The following is a 22,799-nucleotide window of genomic DNA, read 5'->3' on the forward strand; positions in this document are numbered from 1 at the left end:
TAACAGTACAAATACAAAAAGCGTGAACAGTTTTGCATTTTCACGCTTTTTGTGTGGAATGAAGAGAATGTAGGGAAATGTTGAAAGGATTAAATAGATTTTTAAAATTGGAAAGTGATACCATAAAATTAAACGATGTTTAACTGATACATTCTAGAGGGGGGAGATAAATTGGGGGGGGAATGAAAACGTATCAACGAAAGAAAAGATTTTAAATACAACATTGGAATTAATTAAAAAAGAAGGTTTTGAAAGGGTAACGATAAGAAAAATTGCAGCATTGTCAGATGTAAATATCGCGCTTGTAAATTACCATTTTGGTTCAAAAGAAAAGTTGATTAGTGAGACGATTAGAGTCTTATTAATTAGCTTTCAAGGCACTTTTTCTATTTTAGATAATATTACAGTGCCAGCAAAAGAAAGATTAAAAATATTTTTATTGGATTATGTACTAGTAATTCGGCAATATCCGAAGTTAGTTAGGAAGATTATTGCAATGGGAACTACGGCATTTACATCTCAATACGAATATGGGGATTTTTTGAAGAGGCTAGGTTTTAGTAAAGTGAAGAATATTTTGAGCGAAATAACGAATGAAACGGATCAGGAAATTTTAATGATGATGACAGTACAAATATTTGGATCTATTTTTCTTCCCACATTAATGATGCCAATTCTCGAATCAGGGGCAGATATAAAAGTACCATCTGTAGAAAAACAGATTGATTTCCTATTTGAACGCTATTTTTATAAAAATTGAGATAGTGGGTGATAGAGATGGCTAGTTTCTTTAGAAAGCATTGGTGTGATATAGGATTAGTGGTCGCTATTGTTGTCGTAGTTTGTTTAGTCGCGAATTTGGGAGAAATGAGTGAAATGAAAGTACTGTTATGGTTAAGTTTTGTGGCCATTTTAGTGCATCAATTTGAAGAGTATCGTTGGCCAGGTTATTTTGCTGGTCTATTTAATGTAGTTATATTTAAAAGTGATATACCAGATCGCTATCCATTAAATACGCAATCTGCTATGGTAATAAATATTTTGATTACGTATGTTTTTTATTTACTCCCGGTTTTCTTTCAAAATATAATATGGCTTGGGTTGGCACCTATTTTAATGGGATTTTTTCAATTCATATGGCATGGTATTTTTGCGAATATAAAAGCTAAAACAATATATAATCCGGGATTAGGTGCGGTTGTATTACTACATGTTCCAATTGGTTATGTATATATGAGATATATTCTTTTACACAATCTGGCTACAAATTTGGATTGGTTATTTGGGGTGATCTACTTTCTAATAGCTACCTATTTTTTAATTATAAAAGGAAATATATTAATGAAAAGTAAGGAGACAAATCATTACTTTTCTAAAAAGCAACTAGGTCCGTACAAATGATACATTGAAGTGATTCAGAATTCAGAGGAAGGGTTTTAGATGCTGAAGAAAGTGCAAGTGAAGGATTCATGAATAAATTATGACAAGAAAATGGAAAATTTTCAGAAAAATAAAATAAATTATTTATTTTTTTCTGAAAATATAATATAGTTATGGCACAGAAAGTATTTTAACATAAGGAGGCTTTTTATGAGGATTAAAGGGAATTACGTGCCGAAAAGGGAAGTTTTACTGTGCTCAAGTTCGATTACGATAGGGGAAGCGTTAGAGCATTTAAATAAAACGGGGTATCGTTGTGTACCAGTTTTAGATGAAAAAAAAGAGAAATTTTTAGGGAATATATATAAAGTAGATATTTTAGAATATAAAGGATCGCTTGATGAGAGTGTAATACAATTATTAAACGATAAAGAAGGATTTGTGAGAGAAGATTCATCTTTCTTTAAAGTATTTTTTACAATAAAAAAATTGCCATATTTATCAGTAGTTGACGAAAAAGGGATTTTCCTTGGAATTTTAACGCATAAAAAAGTTTTTGAGTTATTAGAGGATGCATGGGGCGTTCACTCTAGTAAATACTCTGTCATGATTGGAACGCAAGACTATAATGGAGCAATTCAAAAGTTATCGACAGTTTTAAAGAAATACACTGGTATTCAAAGTTTGATGACTTTTGATAATGATGCCTTATTAGTTCGTAGAATTATGTTTACATTAGGAGAAGAGTTTAACGACGGTGAATTAGAGACATTATTGAAAGATTTAGAAGATCACGGATTTAGAGTTGTGTATGTGGAAGAGATGAAAAATCCACGTGAAGTTGAAACGATAGAGTAACATACAAAAGCCATCTAATTATCTTGGATGGCTTTTGTTATGTTACGTGTGTAAAGTTATTTGAAAATAACGATAGGATAATAGGAGAGATTGTAACAATATTTGTGTAAGAGAATAAAAATTGTAGATAATTTCGATTTTCAAAAAAATCAATTTGAAAATATGTTTTTATTTTGCAACTAAATATGTTACTATATGTGTGATAAAAACAAAGAGGTCTGACAACTATACTCCACGTAATAACACTCTAATGATTTAAAAATTCAAAAAAATCAAAATTCGAAAATAACAATTGTATTAATGATTAGAGTAAAAATAAGGGGAATGGAGAAATTATGGAGAAAGACACTGCTTTGTAAGGGGCATATTTTATCATCTTGAGCAGAGAGGAGGATGCATAGCATATTGTAAAATATAGAGATAAACAATGGAAAAGTGCTATGCAAATGAAGAGCATGAAGGGACGTTTAAGGCCAGGTGATACGGTAGCAATTGGTTTAATGCTATTTGCATTATTTTTAGGAGCAGGAAATTTAATTTTTCCGCCAGTTTTAGGTCAACAAGCAGGAGAGAATGTTTGGATTGCTACAATAGGATTCCTTGTAACGGGAGTCGGATTACCCCTACTAGCTGTAACAGCTGTCGCGTTTGTAGAGGGGGACTTGAAAGCGCTGTCTTCTAGAGTCCACCCTATATTTGCGTTTATTTTCCCATTGATTAGTTATTTAGCAATTGGACCATTTTTCGCAATCCCGCGTACTGGAGCTGTTTCGTTTGAAATGGGTATGAAGCCGTTTTTATCAGAGGCAATGGTTTCAGAGTGGTACATGCTATTTCTTTTCACGATAGTTTTCTTCGGAATAACGTGGTATTTATCATTAAATCCATCTAAATTAGTGGATTGGTTCGGAAAGTTTCTTACGCCACTATTGGTATTAATTGTCGCTGTTATTGTCGGAAAGGCAATTATTGATCCAATTGGAGAGCCGGCTGCGCCGTTAGCTGCTTACAAAGAAAATGCTTTCTTTGGTGGATTTATTCAAGGATATTTAACGATGGATGCAATTAGTGCTCTCGTATTTGGAATTGTCGTTGTACAAGTTATTCGCTCTAAAGGGATAAAAGAGAGTAGTCAAATTGCAAAAATAACAGTCGTATCAGGTATTATTGCTGTACTTGGTTTAACGTTAATTTATTTATCACTTGCTTATCTTGGTTCAACAAGTACATCACTTGGTGTCTCAGAAAACGGTGGTCTTATTTTAACGAATGTTGTAAATGAGCTATATGGGACGAGTGGTAAAATTTTATTGGGGCTTGTTATTATACTCGCTTGTTTAACAACTTCTGTTGGGTTAACATCTGCGTGTGCGGGTTTCTTTACAAACTTATTCCCAAAACTTTCACATAAAACGATTGTAACAATGGTATGTGTATTTAGTTTAATTGTATCTAACCTAGGTTTAACACAATTAATCGCCGTAACATTACCTGTGTTAATGATCATTTATCCAGTTGCAATTGTATTAATCGTACTTTCGTATTTCCATAAGTGGATTGGGAAGCGTAATACAATTTATATTGGAGCTATTTTAGGTGCATTGTTAATTAGTTTCTTTAACGGTTTAGAAAGTGCGAACATTAAAATTGACGTGATTTCTAATGTACTACAAATGTTACCGTTATATAACGAAGGAATCGGATGGTTAATTCCATCATGTATTGGCGGGATTCTCGGTTTCTTCCTCTATAAATCAAATGAATCAAGTAAATTACAAAAGAAAGGTGCTTAGGCACCTTTCTTTTTTTGAAGGGGATTTTTATATTTTGTCTAAGTAATAATTGGGAGGAATGATAAAATGGCTAATTTTGAAGATTTTTTAAATTTGGATTTGCGAATTGGAACTGTAATACATGCAGAGGAATTTAAAGAAGCGAGAGTTCCAGCGATTAAACTAGAAATTAATTTTGGAGAAATTGGGATAAAGCAGTCAAGTGCTCAAATTACGAAAAGGTATAGCCCAGAAGGTTTAGTCGGTCAACAAATTGTTGCTGTTGTAAATTTCCCGCCAAAGCGTGTAGCTGGATTTAAATCGGAAGTGCTTGTGCTTGGCGGCGTTCCTGAAGCTGATGATGTTGTGTTGCTTCAGCCTAATATGGAATTGCCAAATGGAACAAAAATTAGCTAGGGTGAAGGCAGGGGCTAATATGGGTATCGGACGAGAATATTTACAATGTGCGATTTCGAACTTTAAAGCAACAAAGAAGCAAGGGGAACGGGCACTTTCTCAATTATCATACGAACAAATACAATGGTCTTCTCATGAAGAAACAAATAGTATAGCGATTATTATAAAGCATCTGCATGGTAATATGCGTTCTAGATGGACGGATTTTTTAACATCTGATGGTGAAAAAGTTGATCGTGACCGAGATGGTGAATTTGAAGGAGGCTATTCTTCAAAGAAGGAAGCCCTTGTAGCGTGGCAAGAAGGATGGGAATACGTTTTTAATACGATGAATACGATATTGCCGGAACATCTATTGAAGACGGTATACATTCGTGGTGAAGCTCATACGGTCCTGCAAGCAATTGAAAGGCAAATTTCTCATTATGCATTGCATATTGGACAGATTATTTACATCGGTAAAATGTTAAAAGAAAATGAGTGGCTATGTTTAAGCATTCCTAAAGGACAGTCAACTCGTTATGTAGAGAAAAAACGTTCAACATAATAATAAGAAAGAAACCGATAAAAAATGGGGAAAAAGAAAGTCAGCCAAATAATAGATGGTTCTGTAATCATAAGAATACTGCCAAAAATAAGTCCATATACAATAAGAAAGAAATTGAAAAGTGTATTCACAGGGAGAAACCGTGAGATGAACACTTGCTGTCGTTTAAAACAATCACTGTGAAATAAATAAAAGCGGAAGCACCATGTGGCTGTAATAAGATCTTTCTTTCTTACAATTCTTTTTTTGCATGTATGACAGATAAATGGTGGTTGCATTTCATTACGCTCCATTTTTTATTTTCATAATAATGTGAGACAAAAGTAGGTACAAAGTGTAAGTTCCTATATACGCTCCTGCAATAAGGAAAAATGGATTCAGTAAAATTCCATGAATGCTTGTCATGAAAACTAAATCTTGTATTAAAACATCGTATATATTAATGGAAATAATTGTACCGAGTACATACAGTGCCAAGTACGCAGAAATATGTAGCACAATAGAGACTTTTGGATGCTTAGCGGACAAATAAAAAATGAATGATAGAGCGATTGGTAATATTCCTATTAATAGCTTCAATTCATTTCACCTCATTAACAATATAGCCGAAATTTTAACGGTCTATTCTCTAGGGCTTGTACATAACTTGAAATAGAGAGGTGATAGTATGAATCGGGGCTTTTTTTTTATGAAGTTTACAAGCATGCGTAAGTTAGTTTTATTTGTTATTACTACAGTGCTAGCGACTTTTTTTCTTATTAGTATGATGGTAACCTCTATGAAAGAGACGAAGTCAACGTATTTATATAATTGGTTAAATGAGTTATCGATGAATGGTTACATGTATGTACTTGGAAAAGAGAATCATTATTTTACACAGGAGTATCGAAATTTGAATCAAGATTTTTCAATTTCTTCTTTTCTCTTTTCTATGGCTACAAATATTCGCTTTAATGATGTACGCAGTTTTGTCGGGAAAGAGCTCCCTGGGTTTGGTAAGTACGATACAGAAATTGTTATTGCGGGTGAGGGTACAAATTATTCTAACTTACCGATAGAGTCGAGTGTCCCTCTTGAAGAAGTAGTGAAGGAACGGACTAGTGGAACTGGACAAGCACCTAAACAAGATACGAGTAAAGAGAAAAAACAGCCGTCCCAAACGACCGGGAAAAGACAAGTTGCGTTTATTTATCATACACATAGCTGGGAATCCTATTTACCTTTACTTAACTTAACGAATGACCCGAATCCGAATAAAGCAACGAGTTCTGTATCGAATATTTCTATATTAGGAGACCGTTTCCGTGAACAACTAGAAGGTGAAGGAATTGGCGCCACTAACGATAAGAGTGATGTTGGTCAAAAGTTAATAAGTAAAGGTTTAAACAGTAATAGTTCGTATAAGATGTCACGAGAAATTGTGCAGCAAGCTATGGCTGGAAATAAAGATCTTCAATACTTTTTTGATTTGCATCGTGATAGTGCCCGAAAGAATGTAACGACAAAAACAATTGGAGATAAATCATATGCAAAGCTTGCATTTGTAGTAGGGAAAGGAAATAAAAACTATGAAAAAAACTTACAATTAGCGACAGCTTTACATGAGGCGATTAATAAGAAATATCCAGGAGTGAGTCGTGGGGTCATTCAAAAAGGGTTCCAGACAGGAAATGGAATCTATAATCAAGACTTATCAGGACAAGCGATATTAATAGAAGTTGGCGGTGTAGATAATACAGAGGAAGAATTGAATCGATCAATTGATGCACTTGCTAAAGCATTTGGTGAATATTTTTGGCAGGCAGAAAAAGTGAATGGATAAAGTGAAATTTAAATTGGTGAGAGACCTCACCTGATGAAGATGAGTTCACAGTATTTTTGAAAAAACGTAAGTGTAATGCTTGCGTTTTTTCTTTGTAATGATGAGACGTCACAGAATAGACATAATTTGTCGTTGTTATAGTAATATCGAAATTTGTCAATTTATAGTAGGAGATTTACAAAGGGATTTTCGGGAAAGTAGAGAAAATCTTTTTATAAGGAAAACTTTTTATTATGAAACTGGTAGGGTGATTGAAGTGATTAGGGAAATCGAAATAGAAGATGCAGCATCATTTTTGCAATTAAGTAAGCAATTAGATGAAGAAACGAAGTTTATGTTATATGAACCAGGAGAAAGAAAAACTACAGCTGAGCAACAAGAAAAAATGATCCATCGCTTTATAGAAAATGAATATGCAACAATATTTGTAGCAGTTGAAGATGAGAGGATAGTAGGTTTTATATTAGTGAATGGAAATAACATTCAAAGAAAGAGGCATGTAGCAACCATTGTAATTGGTATTTTGCAAGAGTATAACGGGCGAGGTATTGGGACGAGATTGTTTAAAGAGGTTGAGAAGTGGGCAAAATTACATGATGTATGGCGTTTAGAATTAACAGTAATGGCCCACAATACAAGAGCTCAGGCACTATATAAAAAAGCTGGATTTGAGAAAGAAGGTGTCAAAAAAGCTGCTCTTATTATCGATGGAAAGGGCATCGATGAGTATGAAATGGCCAAATTATTAAAATAAGAGGTCGTTATATGAAAAAAAGATGGGCACTACTTGGTATCATAGCTGCAATAATTATTGTTGGAGTAGCAGGAATCAATTATAAAATGTATAAGGATAAGCAGGCGCGGGAAGTAAGTGTAAATAGCATATTTCCGAAAGCAAAAGAAACGATTGCTAATATGGATGGGGATATTGCGGTAATTAATAATCCGAATTCAATGCTTGTACTTGTGAATAAAAGTAGGCGTTTACCAGATGGGTATAGACCGCCAGATTTAGTTATTCCGAAAGTGCGCTACTCTAGTGAAGGTGATCAAGAAAAGAAAAAGATGAGAAAAGAGGCAGCGAGGGCGCTTGAGGATATGTTTCAGCAGGCTGACAACGAGCGTATTTTCCTGTTTGCAGTTTCTGGATTTAGATCTTTTGATCGACAAAAAGCATTAAATACGATGTATAAAAAACAAGATGGAGAAGCAAAAACAGCAATGTCTAGCGCGGTTCCTGGTACAAGTGAGCATCAAACTGGACTAGCTATGGATATTACGTCTCAATCTGCTAAATTTCAGTTAGAGACGGTTTTTGGGGAAACGAAAGAAGGTCAGTGGCTTTCTGAAAATGCCCATAAATTTGGTTTTGTGATTCGATACACAAAAGCGAAAGAGACGATTACGGGCTATCGGTATGAACCATGGCACGTAAGGTATGTGGGAAATCCACAAGCTACATATTTGTATGATAATCAACTGACGCTTGAAGAAGTAACAGAGTGAACAATTGAGGGGAGAGGCGTACAATGACGATGTTATATAAGAAAAAAGTACATGCATATATTACAAGAGAAAAAGAGGGGGTTATGCAATTACTTGTTTTTAAACATCGTGATATACATGAAGCTGGTATTCAAGTGCCAGGGGGAACGGTTGATGAAGGTGAAACGTTAGAAGCGGCTATATTGCGTGAAGTACAGGAAGAATCCGGATTGCGTCATTTATGCATAGAGCGTTTTTTAGCAGATTACATTATACATATGAAAGAAAAACAGGAATATGAAAAACGCCACTTTTTCCATGTAACTTTACTAACAGATGTAAAGGATACTTGGGAACATATTGTAAGTGCTGGTGAGGAAGATAAAGGATTAGTATTTTGCTACGAATGGATTAATATTGCAAAATGCCCTGAATTAGCTGGGAAACAAGGTGAGTTTTTACATTTGTTAGATGAAGTATACGCACAGTAATGTAAGAGTCTGAAGCGAAGGTTAATCCGTTTCAGACTTTTTTTATTTTTCGGGAAATTAAAGGTGTTTAAATAAGGAAATTGAATTTCTTTAAAGGGATATTAATTTAGGATGTGTTGAGGTGAAAAAATGAAAAAGTAAGGGGTATACGCTAAAAAAGTTCATATAAGGGAGAATATAAATGGAAATTCAGTTTAATCCAATCTTAAAAACGGAACTAACAATTCAAGATATTCAAAATGAAATGGAATCTGGAAAGTTAACTTCAAAAGAGCTAGTGATGTATTATCTCTATAGAATCGCAAAGTATGATCAAGACGGACCGAAAATCAATTCAATTTTAGAAATCAATCCAGATGCTATTTTTATTGCAGAAGCGTTAGATCATGAAAGAAAGACAAAGGGTGTAAGGGGTCCGCTACATGGTATACCTGTTTTGGTTAAGGATAATATTGAAACGAATGACTCCATGCATACAAGTGCAGGTACGATTGCTCTAGAACAAAATATAAGTAGTGAAGATGCATTTCTCGTTACTAAACTGCGAGAAGCAGGGGCCGTGATAATAGGAAAAACGAATATGACAGAATTAGCAAATGCAATGTCTTTTAAAATGTGGGCTGGATATAGTGCAAGAGGTGGTCAAACAATTAATCCATACGGAACGGGTAAGGATGGTATGTTTGTTGGGGGCTCAAGTACAGGCTCTGCGATAGCAGTTGCCGCTAACTTTACAGTAGTATCTATTGGGACAGAAACCGATGCTTCTATTTTGAGCCCCGCTGTTCAAAACTCTGTAGTTGGCATTAAACCGACTGTCGGTCTAATTAGTCGTAGAGGAATTATTCCATTCACTTATTCGCAAGATACAGCTGGACCATTTGCTAGAACAGTAACAGATGCCGCTATTTTACTAGGGAGCTTAACTGGAGTGGATGAGAAAGATGTAGCAACTCGTAAAAGTGAAGGTAGGGCATATCCGGATTATACATCTTACCTTGATGCTAATGGTTTAAATGGAGCGAAAATTGGTGTGTTTAACGACGCACCAAAAGATTATTACGAAAATGGTGAGTATGATGAAAAATTGTTTAAAGAAACGATCCAAGTATTACGTAATGAAGGAGCGGCAGTAGTAGAGAATATTGATATTCATTCTTTTCATAGAGAATGGAGTTGGGGAGTTCCGCTTTATGAACTGAAGCATAGTTTAGATAACTATCTTTCTAAATTACCTTCTACTATTCCGGTACATTCTATTTCGGAGTTAATGGAGTTTAATGCAAACATAGCAGAAAGAGCTTTAAAATATGGACAAACTAAGTTAGAGAGAAGAAAAGATTTTCCTAATACGTTACGAAATCCAGAATATTTAAATGCGAGATTAGAAGATATATATTTTTCTCAAGAACAAGGCATTGATTTTGCATTGGAAAAATATAATCTTGATGCGATACTGTTTCCTTCCTATATAGGTTCTACTATATGTGCGAAAGCGGGTTATCCGTCTATAGCAATACCAGCAGGGTATATGGAAAGCGGGAGACCTTTTGGAATTACGATTGCAAGTACTGCCTTTAGTGAAGGGATATTAATTAAGCTAGCTTACGCTTTTGAACAGGCGACAAAACATAGAAAAATCCCGAACTTGTCATGAACAGAATAAACAAAAAGGACAGGGAATTCCTGTCCTTTTTGCTGTGTTGACTACAGTGATAGATTATTCTACTCTGGTTTATAATATTTTAATAAACTGAAAGATAAACAAGCGGAACATAAAATAAGAATAGAAGCGATTATATAAATTGTACGGACACCGAACATATCAGTAATAATGCCAACGCTAAGCATAGAAAGACCAGAAGTTGTTGAAAGAAGGGCGCCATGTGCTGTATACATTTTTGATAATAAAGAAGGGGCGACACTTGATTGTAAAACTGTCGTTTGAGAAATATCTCTAATTTGATAACATGGTCCCATTAGAACACATAGAAAAAGCGCAATAAATCCGCTGCTCGTCATACCATATAAAAATGTAAGAATGCTAAACATAAGAGAGCCAATCGACATGGATCGTATTAAATTGTTTTGAATATAGGAACTCATTTTCCATGCTAATAGACCACCGATTAACGTACCAACATAATAACTTGTATTAATATATCCCCACCATTCTTCGCTTTTATGAAGAATAGACGTAACATATGCCATTGTAATAGCACCAATCCATATTGTCCCTGCGAAAGTTTCAATTAAGTCCATATATGTAACGGTACGGAGAGAAGGATTTTGAAATAAGAGTTTCCAACCTTCCGATAAAGCAGTACTTTTTGAAGAGGGAGGGTCTGCTATTCGTTCAGTATGTATGGTATGTAATGAAAAGTGTAATGCAATGCATCCAAAAATCATCAACATGTTATTAATCATGAGTGTAGATGTAGCGCCAATGAGAAGAACGATAACACTCGTAAATGAATAAGCGGCGGCTTGCGCAATTTGTGTTGAAAAGGAAAAGATACTATTTACTTTTACTAATTTTTCTTTTGGTGTAAGGCGCGGAAGAATGCTGTATAGTAATGGAGCACTCCATCCACTACATAATGAAATGAAAAAAATAAAAGTTAATAGAGCTATAATATTTGTGGATAAGACCGGAAATAAAATCATTAATAATAGTAAAAAGACTGTTTTTAGCCATTGTAGCGTATATAACAACGTATAAGGTGGAAAACGATTTACTATAAGAGGTGCAGAGATGTTAGCAATTAGATTTGTGATAACTTGTAATAGTGGAAAAAGAGCAGTAATAGTAGCTGATTTAGTTGCTATATAAATATGAGTTGTAATAATCATTACATATACGATGTCAGCAAGAGTAATGCATATTTTGGAACCTAAGTAGTAAGTTAGTGACTGGTTTTTCAATAAGAATACCACCTCTAAAAAATAGTATTTAGTAATTAGAATAATTGTAGTTTAAAAATTAAAATTTTTAAAGAATTTCATTTTTTGTCACTTTTTGAAAGGAATTTTCATGTATAATGAAGAATATATTGATATAGTATTATATTAATAATCATTGTAACAGTGAGTATGTACAATAGCTTGTAGCAAACGCCCAAGTGTAAGAAAGGGCGGATAAACCATTCTTTTCTTCATATACATATAGAAAATGAGAAAGAAAGTGAGGGTTGCATATGGCTGCTTGGGTAATTTGGTTTATAATAGCTGGTATTTTATTTATCGCAGAAATGTTGTCGATTACATTTTACATGCTTTGGCTTGGAATTGGGGCTGTTGTCGGAGGTCTTATTGCTTTGTTTGCTCCTGATGCACTACTGTTACAAGTTACTGTTGGTGCAATTGTAAGTTTAACTTTGACATTCTTTACGAAAAGAATTTCAAAAAACTTTCGAGAAGCAAAAGGTTTTACTGATACAGTAGATATGCTTGTTGGTAAAAAAGGGATTATTATGCAAGCGATTACAAATGAAGCGAATGGTATTGTAAAGGTGGATGGAGATACTTGGACAGCTATTGCAGATTCTTCAATTGATGCTGGAGAAAAAGTCGTTGTTATAAAGAGGCATAGTACTATATTACAAGTGAAAAAGGAGAGTGAATAAATATGGTAGCATTAACGTTAACGATTATATTCGCACTAATTGTAGTTACATTTATCGCATTAACAATTAAAATTATTCCTCAGCAAAAAGTTGGGGTTGTTGAAAGATTTGGTAAGTTTCAACGTATCATGCACCCTGGGTTAAATATTTTAATACCAATTGTAGATCGTGTCCGTGTATATCATGACTTACGTATTCAACAAACGAATGTACCACCGCAAAAGGTAATTACGAAAGATAATGTTCAAGTAGAAATTGATACAATTATTTTCTATCAAATTGTTGAACCAGAACTTGCGACATATGGTATTTCAAACTATGAATATGGTGTTCGTAATATTACTTCAGCAACGATGCGTCAAATCATCGGTAAAATGGAACTAGATGAAACGTTATCTGGTCGTGAAAAAATTTCAACAGAAATCCGCTTAGCGCTTGATGAAGCAACAGAAAAATGGGGCGTACGTATTGAACGTGTCGAAGTTGTTGATATTAACCCGCCAAAAGATGTGCAAGCATCAATGGAAAAACAAATGAAGGCTGAGCGTAATAAACGTGCGATTATTTTAGAAGCTGAAGCAGCAAAACAAGATAAAGTTCTTCGCGCTGAAGGGGAAAAGCAAAGTAAAATCTTGATGGCTGAAGGGGATAAAGAAGCGCGTATTCGCGAAGCTGAAGGTTTAAAAGAAGCGAAAGAATTAGAAGCGCAAGGGGAAGCAAGAGCAATTGAAGAAATCGCAAAAGCAGAACAAAACCGTATTGAATTGCTTCGTGAAGCGAATATAGATGAACGTATACTTGCTTATAAATCATTTGAATCATTAGAAGAAGTTGCAAAAGGACCAGCAAATAAAGTCTTTATTCCGTCTAATGCAATTGAAACACTTGGTACTCTTGGGGCAATTGGAGAAATATTTAAAGAAAAACAAGCGAAGAAACTACCTTCAAATGATACAGGAAAAGAACAATAAAAGTGAGGAAGAGAAATGGGATACCATTTCTCTTTTTTTGTGCGTATATTCCGAAAAGCTTGTACATATCCATGTATAAAGAAGGTGATGCAGTGAAAAAGTATGCAACTCGAATACATGGGAAGAAACTAATTTCGTTACTCCTTTTATATGCGCTAATAGTAATTATGATAGCGTCGATTCTGACGTCACTTTTACATACAATGAAATCGAATTATGCAAATCAATGGTTTGGAAAAGTATCGATGCAAGGTTTTGTTCAAATGATAGAAAGTGAGAATCGCTATTATGGATTTGATTATTTTAAGCAGAATAAACGAGAGTCAGTTGGGAATTTAATGTTCTCTATTGCGACAGATTTGAAGATTAAAGATTTAAGAACATTTGTCGGTAAAGAAGTACCTGGTATGTCAAAGTATTATTCTAACATTATCGTAGCTGGGGAAGGGACAAACTTGACGAATATCCCAAATGAATCTAGTGTACCGATTGAAGAAGTAACGAAAGAGCGGAAAGTAGCAAAAGATAAAGTTACAGAAGCGGAAAAGAATAATCCGGTTCAGAAAAAGAACGGAGCGAAAAAAGGTGAGAGTGCAGTATATATTTATCATACACATAGCTGGGAATCCTTCTTTCCATTATTACCAGGGGCAACTGATCCATCTAGCCCAGATGTAAATGTGTCCTTACTAGGAAAACGTATGAAGGAACAACTTGAGGGGCAAGGAATTCCAGTAATTCACGATAAAACGAATATGGGTGATTTATTAGCGAGTAAAAAGTGGGTATGGTATCAGTCATATAAAGCGTCTCATGAATATGTAAAAGAAGCATTAGCACAAAATAATAAAATTGCGTTTCCGATTGATATACATCGTGATGACCAGCGTAAGAAAGTAACAACAAAAGTAATTAACGGGAAATCGTATGCAAGATTATATTTTATAATTGGGATGGAAAATGAAAGGCGTGCTGAAAATGAAAAAATTGCAAGAGCAATCAATAGTTATTTAGATGAAAACTACTACGGATTAAGTAGAGGGATTTTTCCAAAGTATAAAAAAGATGGAAATGGCGTTTATAACCAAGATTTATCGAAAAATGCGATGTTAATTGAAGTTGGTGGTGTTGATAATACGTTAGATGAATTATATAACACAATTGATGTGTTAACAGAAGCGTTTAGTAAATATTATTGGAATGATGCGGAAAAAGTGAATGGATGAGGGACGGGAGACCGTTCCTTTTTTATTTTGAAATCTTAAAATGTGATATAATGGAATTTTATGAATGTTAAATAAAGGGAGAGAGAAACATGCAAATACTACTAATACGCCACGGAGAATCAGAAGCTGATATTTTACATGTGCATGAAGGACGAGCTGATTTTGAGTTAACTGAAAAAGGGAGACAACAAGTACAAAAACTTGTACAGAAAGTGAAAAAAGATTTTGCACCAGATTTCATTTGGGCAAGCACATTAAAACGTGCTCGTGAAACGGGTGAAACATTAGCAGAAGTAATTGGTTGTCCAATTCAATTAGAAGAGGAATTAATGGAGTTTAATAATGGAATACAAGCTGGCTTATCATTTGAAGAAGCAAAGAAATATCCAGAACCAAAGTTTCTTCATGACCGTTTTGAAAACGGAGAGTCATTTATTGAGTTTCGAATGAGAATAGAAGGGATTTTTTCTAAAATTGTGACAGAGAATACATATGATCGAATTGCGATTGTTGCCCATGGAGGCGTAATTAATAGTCTATTACGTGCATTTTTCAATATGCCAATTTCAATGGACTACTATTTCAAAATGGGAGATACGGGAATAAGTTTAATTGAAATTGAGGGTGAACAAAAAACGGTGCATTTCATTAATGATACGAATCATTTGGACGGGATGTAAAGACTTATGTACAAAGTTGCATTTTTTGATGTTGACGGTACGCTTTTAAGCGAGATTGATAGAAGTATGCACGAAAGTACAAAAGAAGCGGTACAAAGATTAATAGATAAGGGGATTCACGTAGTTGTTACAACAGGGAGACCATATAGTTTATGCTCACAATTTAAGGGGTTAGGCATAAATACGTATATTTCTGCAAATGGTGCACATATAAAATGTGGGGAAGAAGTTATACATAAATCAGTACTTTCAAGCGAAATCGTTCATGATATTTCAAATTTTGCTGAATTACATGGTCACAGTGTTTCTTACTTTACAGAAGAATTTGCAATGAATGATATTGCCTCCAAAGATGAACGTGTCATACGAGCGTTAAATGAAACTTTAAATTTAGAGCGGTATCCTGACAAAGTTAAAAACTTGTCAGATGAGATGTATTGCATATGTCTGTATGCCGATGAAGCAGAAGCTCAAAAATTCATTGAAAGATATCCAGCACTTACGTTTGACCGTTTTCATGGTTACGTTATAAATGTATTGGAAGATAGTAAAGTATCGAAGCTAACTGCAATTCAAAAAGTATTGGAACATTTAAATATTAGTAAATCAGAAGCCATTGCTTTTGGTGATGGTGGAAATGATATTGAGATGTTGCAGTATGTAGGATTAGGAGTTGCGATGGGAAATGGTGGAGAGGAGTTGAAGAGAAGGGCTGATTTCGTTACAACGAAGGCGAGTGAAGGCGGAATTTCTTATGCCTTAAAGAAGTTACGCATTATTTAAAACTGATAGCTAGTCAGTGTGAAAAATCCTGTTTTAATAATAGGATTTTTTTGTTCAACAATGTGCTTGCAATAAAAGGAAAAATATGAGTATAATGAGAAAGTAATTAGGTAAGCTAATTATTTAACGAGAAAGGAGAGTGAAGATGAATGGATTCAAGAAAAGATTCTCTTCCTTTAGGGATTGAGCCGTACGCAGAGTTAATCAAAAAGACAGCATCAGCGGAAACGGATCCAATCGCAGCAAAACTTGGTTTGTTAATGTTATGGACGTCTGATAATGTTCTTGATGCTGTTGACGTAGATTTAGCTCCACTTGGTATTTCAGAGAGTAAATTAGATTTTTTACTATTGTTTATTTTGCGTGAAATGGAAGCGAATGGGGAAGAAGTGAACATGAGTCCTTCGGATATTGCGAGTCGATTAGGGATTACACGTGCTTCTGTCACTGGCTTATTAGATTGGATGGAGAAACGAGAGTTAATCGTAAGATTCCACCATTCTAAAGATCGAAGAAGATTAAAGGTGAAAATTACTCCGAAAGGAAAAGAACTAGTTACACATTCTTTACCAACTTTTTGGTTATCTTGCGCTTCGTTAGTTGATGGCTTTAATCAAGAAGAGCGTCAAGTTTTAGAAAAGCTATTAAATAAAATGCAAGCAACTATGCAGGTGAAATTAGGAGAAGGTAGGTAAATAAGTTGATTATGAAGATCAACTTATTTATTTGGACATATAATTAGCTTGCCTTATTATATGTTTAACTAACTTTTTGTACGGTGATAATTTTTGCTATGTAATTAAAATAAATAAGAGTTAAAGGAATGCTATTTTAGTGATCTAGAGGTTTTAAACTAATAAAAATAAATGGTAATAAGGGAGAGAGTTTATGATGGAAATAGGAAAGGAAGTAAATAGTGAAAAGAATTATACAATAATGACAGCTGTATTATGTTGGTCGGGTATGGTAGTTATGTCTAGCCTATATGTAACAATACCTTTAATCTCTCTATTTTCAAACATTTTTAATACGTCATTGACACACTCGGCAGCTACAGGAAGTATATTTTCTGTTGGCTTTGCTATAGGGTGTTTGTTATTTGGGGCAATCTCTGATAAATATGGACGAAAAAAAGTGATTTTTATTGGATTGCTTGCACTGTCGATAGTTTCTTTTTGCTTAGGGTTTGTAGATAGTTTATTTTGGCTTGTTATTTTTAGAGGTATACAGGGGATAGCCGCAGCTACATTTTCTCCAGTAGCGTTAGCCTACGTTGTAGAAATGTTCCCAGTAGAAAAAAGGGTTACAACAATAGGGTTTGTTAGTACCGGTTTTTTAGTAGCTGGAATTGTAGGGCAGGTAATAAGTACTGCTGTTAGTCAGCATTTTGGATGGCATATGGTTTTCTTTCTTCTTAGCATTGTCTATATAAGTACTGCTATATGGGTTTATTATTCTCTTCCGAAAGGAGAGACGTCTCAATCCTATACTGATATTTTGGGACCAATTAAACAGATGGGTAAAGTTTTTACAAATAAAAGCTTAGTATTAAGCTATATAATTGCATTCGTTTTATTAATGGCTTTTGTTAATATGTATACTGTTTTAGGGAATTATTTGAGCTCTCCTACTTACAATTTAACTGCGGAACAAATCCTTTATTTTCGCTTAGCAGGGCTGTTTGGTATGTTGCTGTCACCACTTGCAGGTCGTTTAACAAAGAGGTTTGAAATAAGGAAAGTTCTTCAAGGAGGATTGTTGATTGCTATTTTTAGTCTAAGTTCAATGGGCTTTGTTTCGTATCTATTTCTACTTGTAATGATGAGTGTCTGTTTTGTAATAGGTATTGCTATATCCGTTCCGTCTTTAGTTTCTCTTGTAGGTCAATTAGGAGGGAAAGCAAGGGGAATAGCGGTATCTATTTATACTTTTATTTTATTTTTAGGTACTAGTATAGGGCCTATCATTTCTATTTATCTTATGAAAATAGGAGGTTATGCTCAAACATTTATTTTATTAGGAATGATACTTTTTATTGGTTTTGTAGCTTCTCTATTTATAATTAATGAATGAGTGGAAAATCACTCAAATAAAGGAATGCGAGGATCTTTCATATGCTCGCATAATAAAATATGAATTTGTCCACGATGATGATAAAAGTGTGCAACGATTTCAAGTAACCATTCAAAGCGCGAATAAGAAATCCCCCAATAGGCAGTCATAACTTCTGCTAATTCTATTTGGGAGTAGGAAAGAAATGTTTTAGAGAGAAGGTTGTATCCTTCAATCATCGTTTGTTGCATGTGAGCAACTGTTACGGGCGTATGTTCTATATAAAAGGTATGTAATTCTTTTTCTGAAATACCATTTAAAATGAGTAAATCAGCATGACAAATAAGAGAAAGATGTGCATACATTTCAAATAATGATCGTTTTGAGTGAATCGGTTGTATTTTTAAATCGTTTTCACTATATTGGTTAAGCATATCAATAGAAGTATCAATAGCAACTTTTAGTTGATGTAATGCAGATTGAACAAACATTGTAATTCTCCTCGTCTCCGTATATAATAGTTTCTTGAGGATATTATATCATACTCAAAATTCCGAAAATTCTAGTAGTTTGACTAGCATAATGAAAAGTATTATATTGTAAAAGGTCATATGAAACGTGAAATAGAATGGAATGCAATTATTGAGTTAGGAGTTAGACCAATGAGTTTGAAATATGGAAGAGATACAATTGTAGAAATTGACTTAAATGCTGTAAAACATAATGTAAACGAATTTAAAAAACATGTAAATGATGAAAAAATTAAGATGATGGCTGCTGTAAAAGCGAATGGGTATGGCCATGGGGCAGTTGAAGTTGCCAAAGCTGCAATTGAAGCAGGAATAAATCAACTTGCAGTTGCATTTGTAGATGAAGCGATAGAATTAAGAGAAGCAGGAATTACTGTGCCGATTTTAATTTTAGGATACACACCAGTTGCGGCTGTAGAAGATGTAATTCAATATGACGTTATGATGACTGTTTATAGAGTAGAAGATTTACATGGTATAAATGAAATTGCAAACCGTCTTCAAAAGAAAGTACAAATTCAAGTGAAAATTGATACAGGAATGAGTCGTATCGGTTTACAAGAAGAAGAGGTTAAACCATTTTTAGAAGAATTAAACCGTATGGAGTATGTAGAGGTAGTAGGGATATTTACGCATTACTCTACGGCAGATGAAATCGATAAATCATATACGAATATGCAAACAAGTTTATTTGAAAAAGCTGTTAATACAGCGAGAGAATTAGGAATTCAAATACCATATATTCATAGTTCAAATAGTGCAGGATCAATGGAATTAAGTAACACATTTCAAAATATGGTACGCGTTGGAATAGGAGTATACGGTATGTATCCGTCAAAAGAAGTGGATCATACAATCGTTTCTTTACAGCCTGCGTTGTCGTTAAAATCAAAAGTAGCTCATATTAAACATGCGAAGAAGAATCGCGGTGTAAGTTATGGGAATACGTATGTAACAACTGGTGAAGAATGGATTGCGACTGTACCAATTGGTTATGCTGATGGTTATAATCGTCAATTATCTAATAAAGGCTATGCGTTAATTAACGGGATTCGAGTACCTGTTATCGGCCGTGTTTGTATGGATCAGTTAATGCTGGATGTTTCAAAAGCGATGCCAGTACAAGTAGGAGACGAAGTAGTATTCTACGGTAAACAAGGTGAAGAAAATATCGCAGTAGAAGAAATAGCGGATATGTTAGGTACAATAAACTATGAAGTTACATGTATGCTAGATAGAAGAATTCCGCGTGTCTATAAAGAAAATGACGAAACAACTGCAGTTGTAAATATATTAAGAAAAAACTGAATCATTTCGATTCAGTTTTTTTATTTTTGGCAAGTGAAAAATGCTCTATTTGTACCGTGGAATTGAATGTTCTTAAAACCTACAGATTCCAATGAAGAAATTATTTCTTCATTGGAATAACAAGCTTCTTCAAAAGAAAAGTCACTTCTTGTCCAATTATTATCTATGTCATGGTGAAATAGTATAAAGTTCATTTCTGCTTTTTTATTTTCATTATTATATGTAGAATCAATCGTACAAACATATTCTTTCTCTGAAATATGAAACGAAGCAATCCAGTTTTTAAGAAATCCTTTTTCCATATTCATATCAAATGCGAATATACCCTCGTTATGTAATACGGAGTAAACTTTCTGAAACACACTTTTTAGTTCATCTAAATTCATAATATGGTTTAAACTATCACCGGCAGAGATGACGTAGTGGAATTGCTCATTTATATTGAAATAGCGAGCGTCATCGACGATAAAGGTTGCATCTGGCGCATTTTTACGTGCATACTCAATCATTTGAGTAGAACCATCTATACCAGTTACTACAAAATTATGATCAAGTAGTTTCCTAGTAAGATGACCAGTCCCGCAACAAAGATCTAAAATATGAGAACGTGGTTGTGCATATTGTAAAATGAGTTGTTCAAAAGCTGGATAGGAGTGTTCAGAAAAATGTCCCCAATGTTTATTATAAATAGATGCGAAAATATCATAATTAGAATAAATAAGTTTTTTAGACATAAATATTCTCCTTGCTATTCATTAAATTATAATAATCATGCTTCATCATAATTTTAAAACCGCATTGTGTATAAAGCTTCAAAGCATTGTTATTCTTTGTTTCAACTTGTAATTCAATTGTTGTAGCACCATTTGTGAAGAGCTTATGTGTCATATAGTTTAAAATAGCTTTACCGTAGCCTTTACCTTGATAGGAAGGGTGGACAGCGAATCCTGATAATATAGTAGAATGATCTTGCTCAGTAACTGTAATCGTTCCTATCATTTTTTTATCGACAAGAGCACTGTAAACTTTATGAGAAGGTGAAGTCATCATTTTTTGTAACCATGTAGCCGTATTTTCTACTGAATCACCAAAAGCTTTACTAGAAATTTCAATAAGATCAAGAAGTGATTCTGAAGTTGCAAGAGTAAGCTGTATATTATTATCTGTTGTTTTTTGAAGTTCGTTTGTCTTGAACTCCATACTATATTCACTATATAAATATGGTAACTTCATATGTTTTACAAATTCATTCCCAGAAATAGAATCCCCATTGATAATAAGAAGAGCTTCATCTGTCTCTCTATTTTGTATTTCTTTCATTGCAGTTTGTAAAAGGATAGTTCCGAAACGTTGTTTTCTAAAATGAGGATGTACAAAGCCTATTAGTTCAAGCTTTGTTGGTCTTTCAAAATCATACATATTTAAAGCGCCAATTAATTGAGTGCTGTTATAAAGAAGAAAATCGTTTATATAATCTTCATTTCGATTTTTTAAAAAGTTGATATGTAAATCTGAAGAGTAATCAAGGTTGTCTTGTTGCCCACAAATATAAGCCAAATCCTTCATTTGCTGTATTTCACTTTCTGTTACAGAACGCTTTTTCCGAATATCCATTGTATAATCCCTCTCATTCGTATTTAAAAATAGGATGGGTGACTTAACCATTTCTTTAATTCCACATTACCTTGCACAGATAACAGTCGGTATAAATAACGATAAGGCTGTCTATATTCTTCTAAGTGAGGAATAGACATAATTGTTTCGTAACCACTTTGAAAGGCATGTGCTTCTTTTTCGGTAAGTACATATTCTAGTCCGATAAAATCAAGCTCTCGCGGAGCAACAGCGTAAGCTTCAGTATCTACTAAACCCGTAATAGTTGTACCGTCAGATAAAAATTGAGTAGGATCCATATCAATTAAGACGAGTGTAGATTCCTTTGGTACGGACAGGGAAGAAAGTTGTGATTCAAAGGTAGGGAATGCATTTTGTATGCTTTCATCATCAGAATAAAACATATTCACAAGCTCTTTACTTACGTTTAAAATATGTGATTGGAATTCATCTAGTGGAACTTGGAACGTGCCTGACGGATTTCCTATGAAATCGGCTTTAAATTTATGTATTTCTGCAAGTCCTTTTCCTAGGCTGAATAAAATAGAATCTGGTTGCTCGATAAAAGATTGAACTGTGTTACCTACTAACTTTTCAACCACCACAAATTCACGGCCATTTAAAACATGTTTTTCTAATATTGTTGGGATAGGAAGATTCGTATGTTCTGGCAACAATGTATGTACCGTTTCTAAATGATGGACGTTCCTTGGATCAATTCCAAATAAATTTTTACATCCCCACCAAAAATCATTATTTGGTTCTTCATTCATTTTAGAAGCACGAACGATAACTTCTGTATCTTCTGTTTGAACGAGAAAAACATCACTTGCATGATCTTCATAACCTGGGTGCAAGGCTTGAACGGATAGAATAGGTGAATTGAATAGTTGTTGTAACATGAAAAGACCTCTTTTTCTGTAAATTTATTATATAACAGGTGATGTGTTATGGGGATAAAGATAAAAAATTGAAATCATAGTTACATTTATAGTGAGAACTTATTAAAAATATTATATTTCTCCATTTTTGTGTGAATTGTCAAAAAAAACAGAGTGATAGTATTTGAATGTAAAGCTCGTATCTTTAAAGCTATGAAGAGTAAAAGTAGAATTAAGCATTCGTTTATAAGATTGTGAATCATAATAATGTAGACTATTGAAAATATTTCTCAATAATAAAATGAAGAGAAAAGCATGAAGAAGTAGAATGCATTCATTTATAATAGATTTAAATT

The 22,799-nt window shown here is 34.0% G+C and carries 26 protein-coding genes; 19 read left to right on the forward strand and 7 right to left on the reverse strand.

The window, feature by feature from the left end; all coding sequences use genetic code 11:
* The first annotated feature begins 166 nt into the window (after positions 1 to 166).
* From DN403_RS06530 to DN403_RS06555, 6 genes are all read left to right on the forward strand, one after another.
* Positions 167 to 760, forward strand: a complete 594-nt coding sequence (locus DN403_RS06530; protein ID WP_042887105.1) for a TetR/AcrR family transcriptional regulator — start codon at positions 167 to 169, stop codon at positions 758 to 760.
* Between the two features lie 17 nt (positions 761 to 777).
* Entirely contained in the window at positions 778 to 1,401 is a 624-nt protein-coding gene (locus tag DN403_RS06535) for an HXXEE domain-containing protein (protein WP_000135769.1), read from the forward strand.
* A 189-nt stretch (positions 1,402 to 1,590) separates the two neighbouring features.
* The gene (gene cbpA / locus DN403_RS06540; RefSeq protein WP_001220522.1) at positions 1,591 to 2,238 is read left to right on the forward strand and encodes a cyclic di-AMP binding protein CbpA; all 648 of its coding nucleotides are present in this window, start codon (positions 1,591 to 1,593) and stop codon (positions 2,236 to 2,238) included.
* A gap of 455 nt (positions 2,239 to 2,693) precedes the next feature.
* Positions 2,694 to 4,031, forward strand: coding sequence for a branched-chain amino acid transport system II carrier protein BrnQ4 (gene brnQ4, locus DN403_RS06545; protein WP_395939124.1), 1,338 nt, complete (start codon positions 2,694 to 2,696; stop codon positions 4,029 to 4,031).
* A 66-nt stretch (positions 4,032 to 4,097) separates the two neighbouring features.
* Positions 4,098 to 4,427: a chaperone CsaA gene (gene csaA / locus DN403_RS06550; RefSeq protein WP_001263022.1), complete on the forward strand. Its 330-nt coding sequence runs from the start codon at positions 4,098 to 4,100 to the stop codon at positions 4,425 to 4,427.
* Positions 4,408 to 4,974 (forward strand): DUF1572 domain-containing protein, encoded by a 567-nt coding sequence (locus DN403_RS06555; protein ID WP_149185358.1) that lies wholly within the window; start codon positions 4,408 to 4,410, stop codon positions 4,972 to 4,974. The genes csaA and DN403_RS06555 overlap by 20 nt, the downstream gene beginning before the upstream one ends.
* Here DN403_RS06555 and DN403_RS06560 read toward each other — a convergent pair.
* The gene (locus DN403_RS06560; protein ID WP_043333388.1) at positions 4,947 to 5,252 is read right to left on the reverse strand and encodes a hypothetical protein; all 306 of its coding nucleotides are present in this window, start codon (positions 5,250 to 5,252) and stop codon (positions 4,947 to 4,949) included. The genes DN403_RS06555 and DN403_RS06560 overlap by 28 nt on opposite strands.
* Positions 5,253 to 5,256: 4 nt before the next feature.
* A complete protein-coding gene (locus DN403_RS06565) occupies positions 5,257 to 5,553 on the reverse strand; it encodes a hypothetical protein (RefSeq protein WP_000770731.1) in 297 nt (98 codons plus the stop codon).
* An 88-nt stretch (positions 5,554 to 5,641) separates the two neighbouring features.
* On the opposite strand from DN403_RS06565, the gene spoIIP (DN403_RS06570) reads away from it, so the two are divergent.
* The 5 genes from spoIIP (DN403_RS06570) (at position 5,642) to DN403_RS06590 (ending at position 10,429) form a co-directional block, all read left to right on the forward strand.
* Positions 5,642 to 6,796, forward strand: a complete 1,155-nt coding sequence (gene spoIIP / locus DN403_RS06570; protein WP_001079284.1) for a stage II sporulation protein P — start codon at positions 5,642 to 5,644, stop codon at positions 6,794 to 6,796.
* A 256-nt stretch (positions 6,797 to 7,052) separates the two neighbouring features.
* Positions 7,053 to 7,550 (forward strand): GNAT family N-acetyltransferase, encoded by a 498-nt coding sequence (locus tag DN403_RS06575; protein ID WP_000617571.1) that lies wholly within the window; start codon positions 7,053 to 7,055, stop codon positions 7,548 to 7,550.
* A gap of 11 nt (positions 7,551 to 7,561) precedes the next feature.
* Complete coding sequence (locus DN403_RS06580) at positions 7,562 to 8,302, forward strand: M15 family metallopeptidase (RefSeq protein WP_000747643.1); 741 nt, start codon at positions 7,562 to 7,564, stop codon at positions 8,300 to 8,302.
* A gap of 23 nt (positions 8,303 to 8,325) precedes the next feature.
* Complete coding sequence (locus DN403_RS06585) at positions 8,326 to 8,772, forward strand: NUDIX hydrolase (RefSeq protein ID WP_000178282.1); 447 nt, start codon at positions 8,326 to 8,328, stop codon at positions 8,770 to 8,772.
* A gap of 181 nt (positions 8,773 to 8,953) precedes the next feature.
* A complete protein-coding gene (locus DN403_RS06590; protein ID WP_017763056.1) occupies positions 8,954 to 10,429 on the forward strand; it encodes an amidase family protein in 1,476 nt (491 codons plus the stop codon).
* A gap of 68 nt (positions 10,430 to 10,497) precedes the next feature.
* Here DN403_RS06590 and DN403_RS06595 read toward each other — a convergent pair whose 3' ends face one another.
* A complete protein-coding gene (locus DN403_RS06595) occupies positions 10,498 to 11,697 on the reverse strand; it encodes an MFS transporter (RefSeq protein WP_000795939.1) in 1,200 nt (399 codons plus the stop codon).
* A 272-nt stretch (positions 11,698 to 11,969) separates the two neighbouring features.
* On the opposite strand from DN403_RS06595, the gene DN403_RS06600 reads away from it, so the two are divergent.
* From DN403_RS06600 to DN403_RS06630, 7 genes are all read left to right on the forward strand, one after another.
* Positions 11,970 to 12,398, forward strand: a complete 429-nt coding sequence (locus DN403_RS06600; RefSeq protein ID WP_000741972.1) for an NfeD family protein — start codon at positions 11,970 to 11,972, stop codon at positions 12,396 to 12,398.
* Between the two features lie 2 nt (positions 12,399 to 12,400).
* Positions 12,401 to 13,369 carry an SPFH domain-containing protein gene (locus tag DN403_RS06605; RefSeq protein ID WP_000226256.1) on the forward strand — a complete coding sequence of 323 codons (969 nt, stop codon included), beginning with the start codon at positions 12,401 to 12,403 and terminating at the stop codon, positions 13,367 to 13,369.
* 20 nt (positions 13,370 to 13,389) lie between these two features.
* Complete coding sequence (gene spoIIP, locus DN403_RS06610) at positions 13,390 to 14,595, forward strand: stage II sporulation protein P (protein WP_374058747.1); 1,206 nt, start codon at positions 13,390 to 13,392, stop codon at positions 14,593 to 14,595.
* 89 nt (positions 14,596 to 14,684) lie between these two features.
* Positions 14,685 to 15,275: a histidine phosphatase family protein gene (locus DN403_RS06615; protein ID WP_001166447.1), complete on the forward strand. Its 591-nt coding sequence runs from the start codon at positions 14,685 to 14,687 to the stop codon at positions 15,273 to 15,275.
* A gap of 6 nt (positions 15,276 to 15,281) precedes the next feature.
* Positions 15,282 to 16,058, forward strand: a complete 777-nt coding sequence (locus tag DN403_RS06620) for a Cof-type HAD-IIB family hydrolase (protein ID WP_000278724.1) — start codon at positions 15,282 to 15,284, stop codon at positions 16,056 to 16,058.
* Between the two features lie 149 nt (positions 16,059 to 16,207).
* Entirely contained in the window at positions 16,208 to 16,753 is a 546-nt protein-coding gene (locus DN403_RS06625) for a MarR family winged helix-turn-helix transcriptional regulator (RefSeq protein ID WP_000378334.1), read from the forward strand.
* A gap of 196 nt (positions 16,754 to 16,949) precedes the next feature.
* Positions 16,950 to 18,131, forward strand: a complete 1,182-nt coding sequence (locus DN403_RS06630; RefSeq protein ID WP_033668968.1) for an MFS transporter — start codon at positions 16,950 to 16,952, stop codon at positions 18,129 to 18,131.
* Between the two features lie 8 nt (positions 18,132 to 18,139).
* On the opposite strand, the gene DN403_RS06635 is transcribed toward DN403_RS06630, so the two are convergent.
* Positions 18,140 to 18,601, reverse strand: coding sequence for a DinB family protein (locus tag DN403_RS06635; RefSeq protein ID WP_000497993.1), 462 nt, complete (start codon positions 18,599 to 18,601; stop codon positions 18,140 to 18,142).
* 171 nt (positions 18,602 to 18,772) lie between these two features.
* On the opposite strand from DN403_RS06635, the gene alr reads away from it, so the two are divergent.
* On the forward strand, positions 18,773 to 19,948 hold the full coding sequence (gene alr / locus DN403_RS06640; protein WP_014895227.1) for an alanine racemase: 1,176 nt from the start codon (positions 18,773 to 18,775) through the stop codon (positions 19,946 to 19,948).
* Between the two features lie 20 nt (positions 19,949 to 19,968).
* On the opposite strand, the gene DN403_RS06645 is transcribed toward alr, so the two are convergent.
* Genes DN403_RS06645 through DN403_RS06655 form a run of 3 tightly spaced genes read right to left on the reverse strand, consistent with a single transcriptional unit; the run spans position 19,969 to position 22,464 of the window.
* Positions 19,969 to 20,682, reverse strand: coding sequence for a class I SAM-dependent methyltransferase (locus DN403_RS06645; RefSeq protein WP_149185359.1), 714 nt, complete (start codon positions 20,680 to 20,682; stop codon positions 19,969 to 19,971).
* Positions 20,675 to 21,562 (reverse strand): GNAT family N-acetyltransferase, encoded by an 888-nt coding sequence (locus DN403_RS06650; RefSeq protein ID WP_149185360.1) that lies wholly within the window; start codon positions 21,560 to 21,562, stop codon positions 20,675 to 20,677. The genes DN403_RS06645 and DN403_RS06650 overlap by 8 nt, the downstream gene beginning before the upstream one ends.
* A 23-nt stretch (positions 21,563 to 21,585) precedes the next feature.
* Positions 21,586 to 22,464 carry a nitrate reductase gene (locus tag DN403_RS06655; protein WP_149185361.1) on the reverse strand — a complete coding sequence of 293 codons (879 nt, stop codon included), beginning with the start codon at positions 22,462 to 22,464 and terminating at the stop codon, positions 21,586 to 21,588.
* Positions 22,465 to 22,799: the final 335 nt, after the last annotated feature.

The sequence above is a fragment of the Bacillus sp. AY2-1 genome (assembly GCF_008368965.1).
GTDB classification, from domain to species: Bacteria; Bacillota; Bacilli; order Bacillales; family Bacillaceae_G; genus Bacillus_A; species Bacillus_A thuringiensis_S.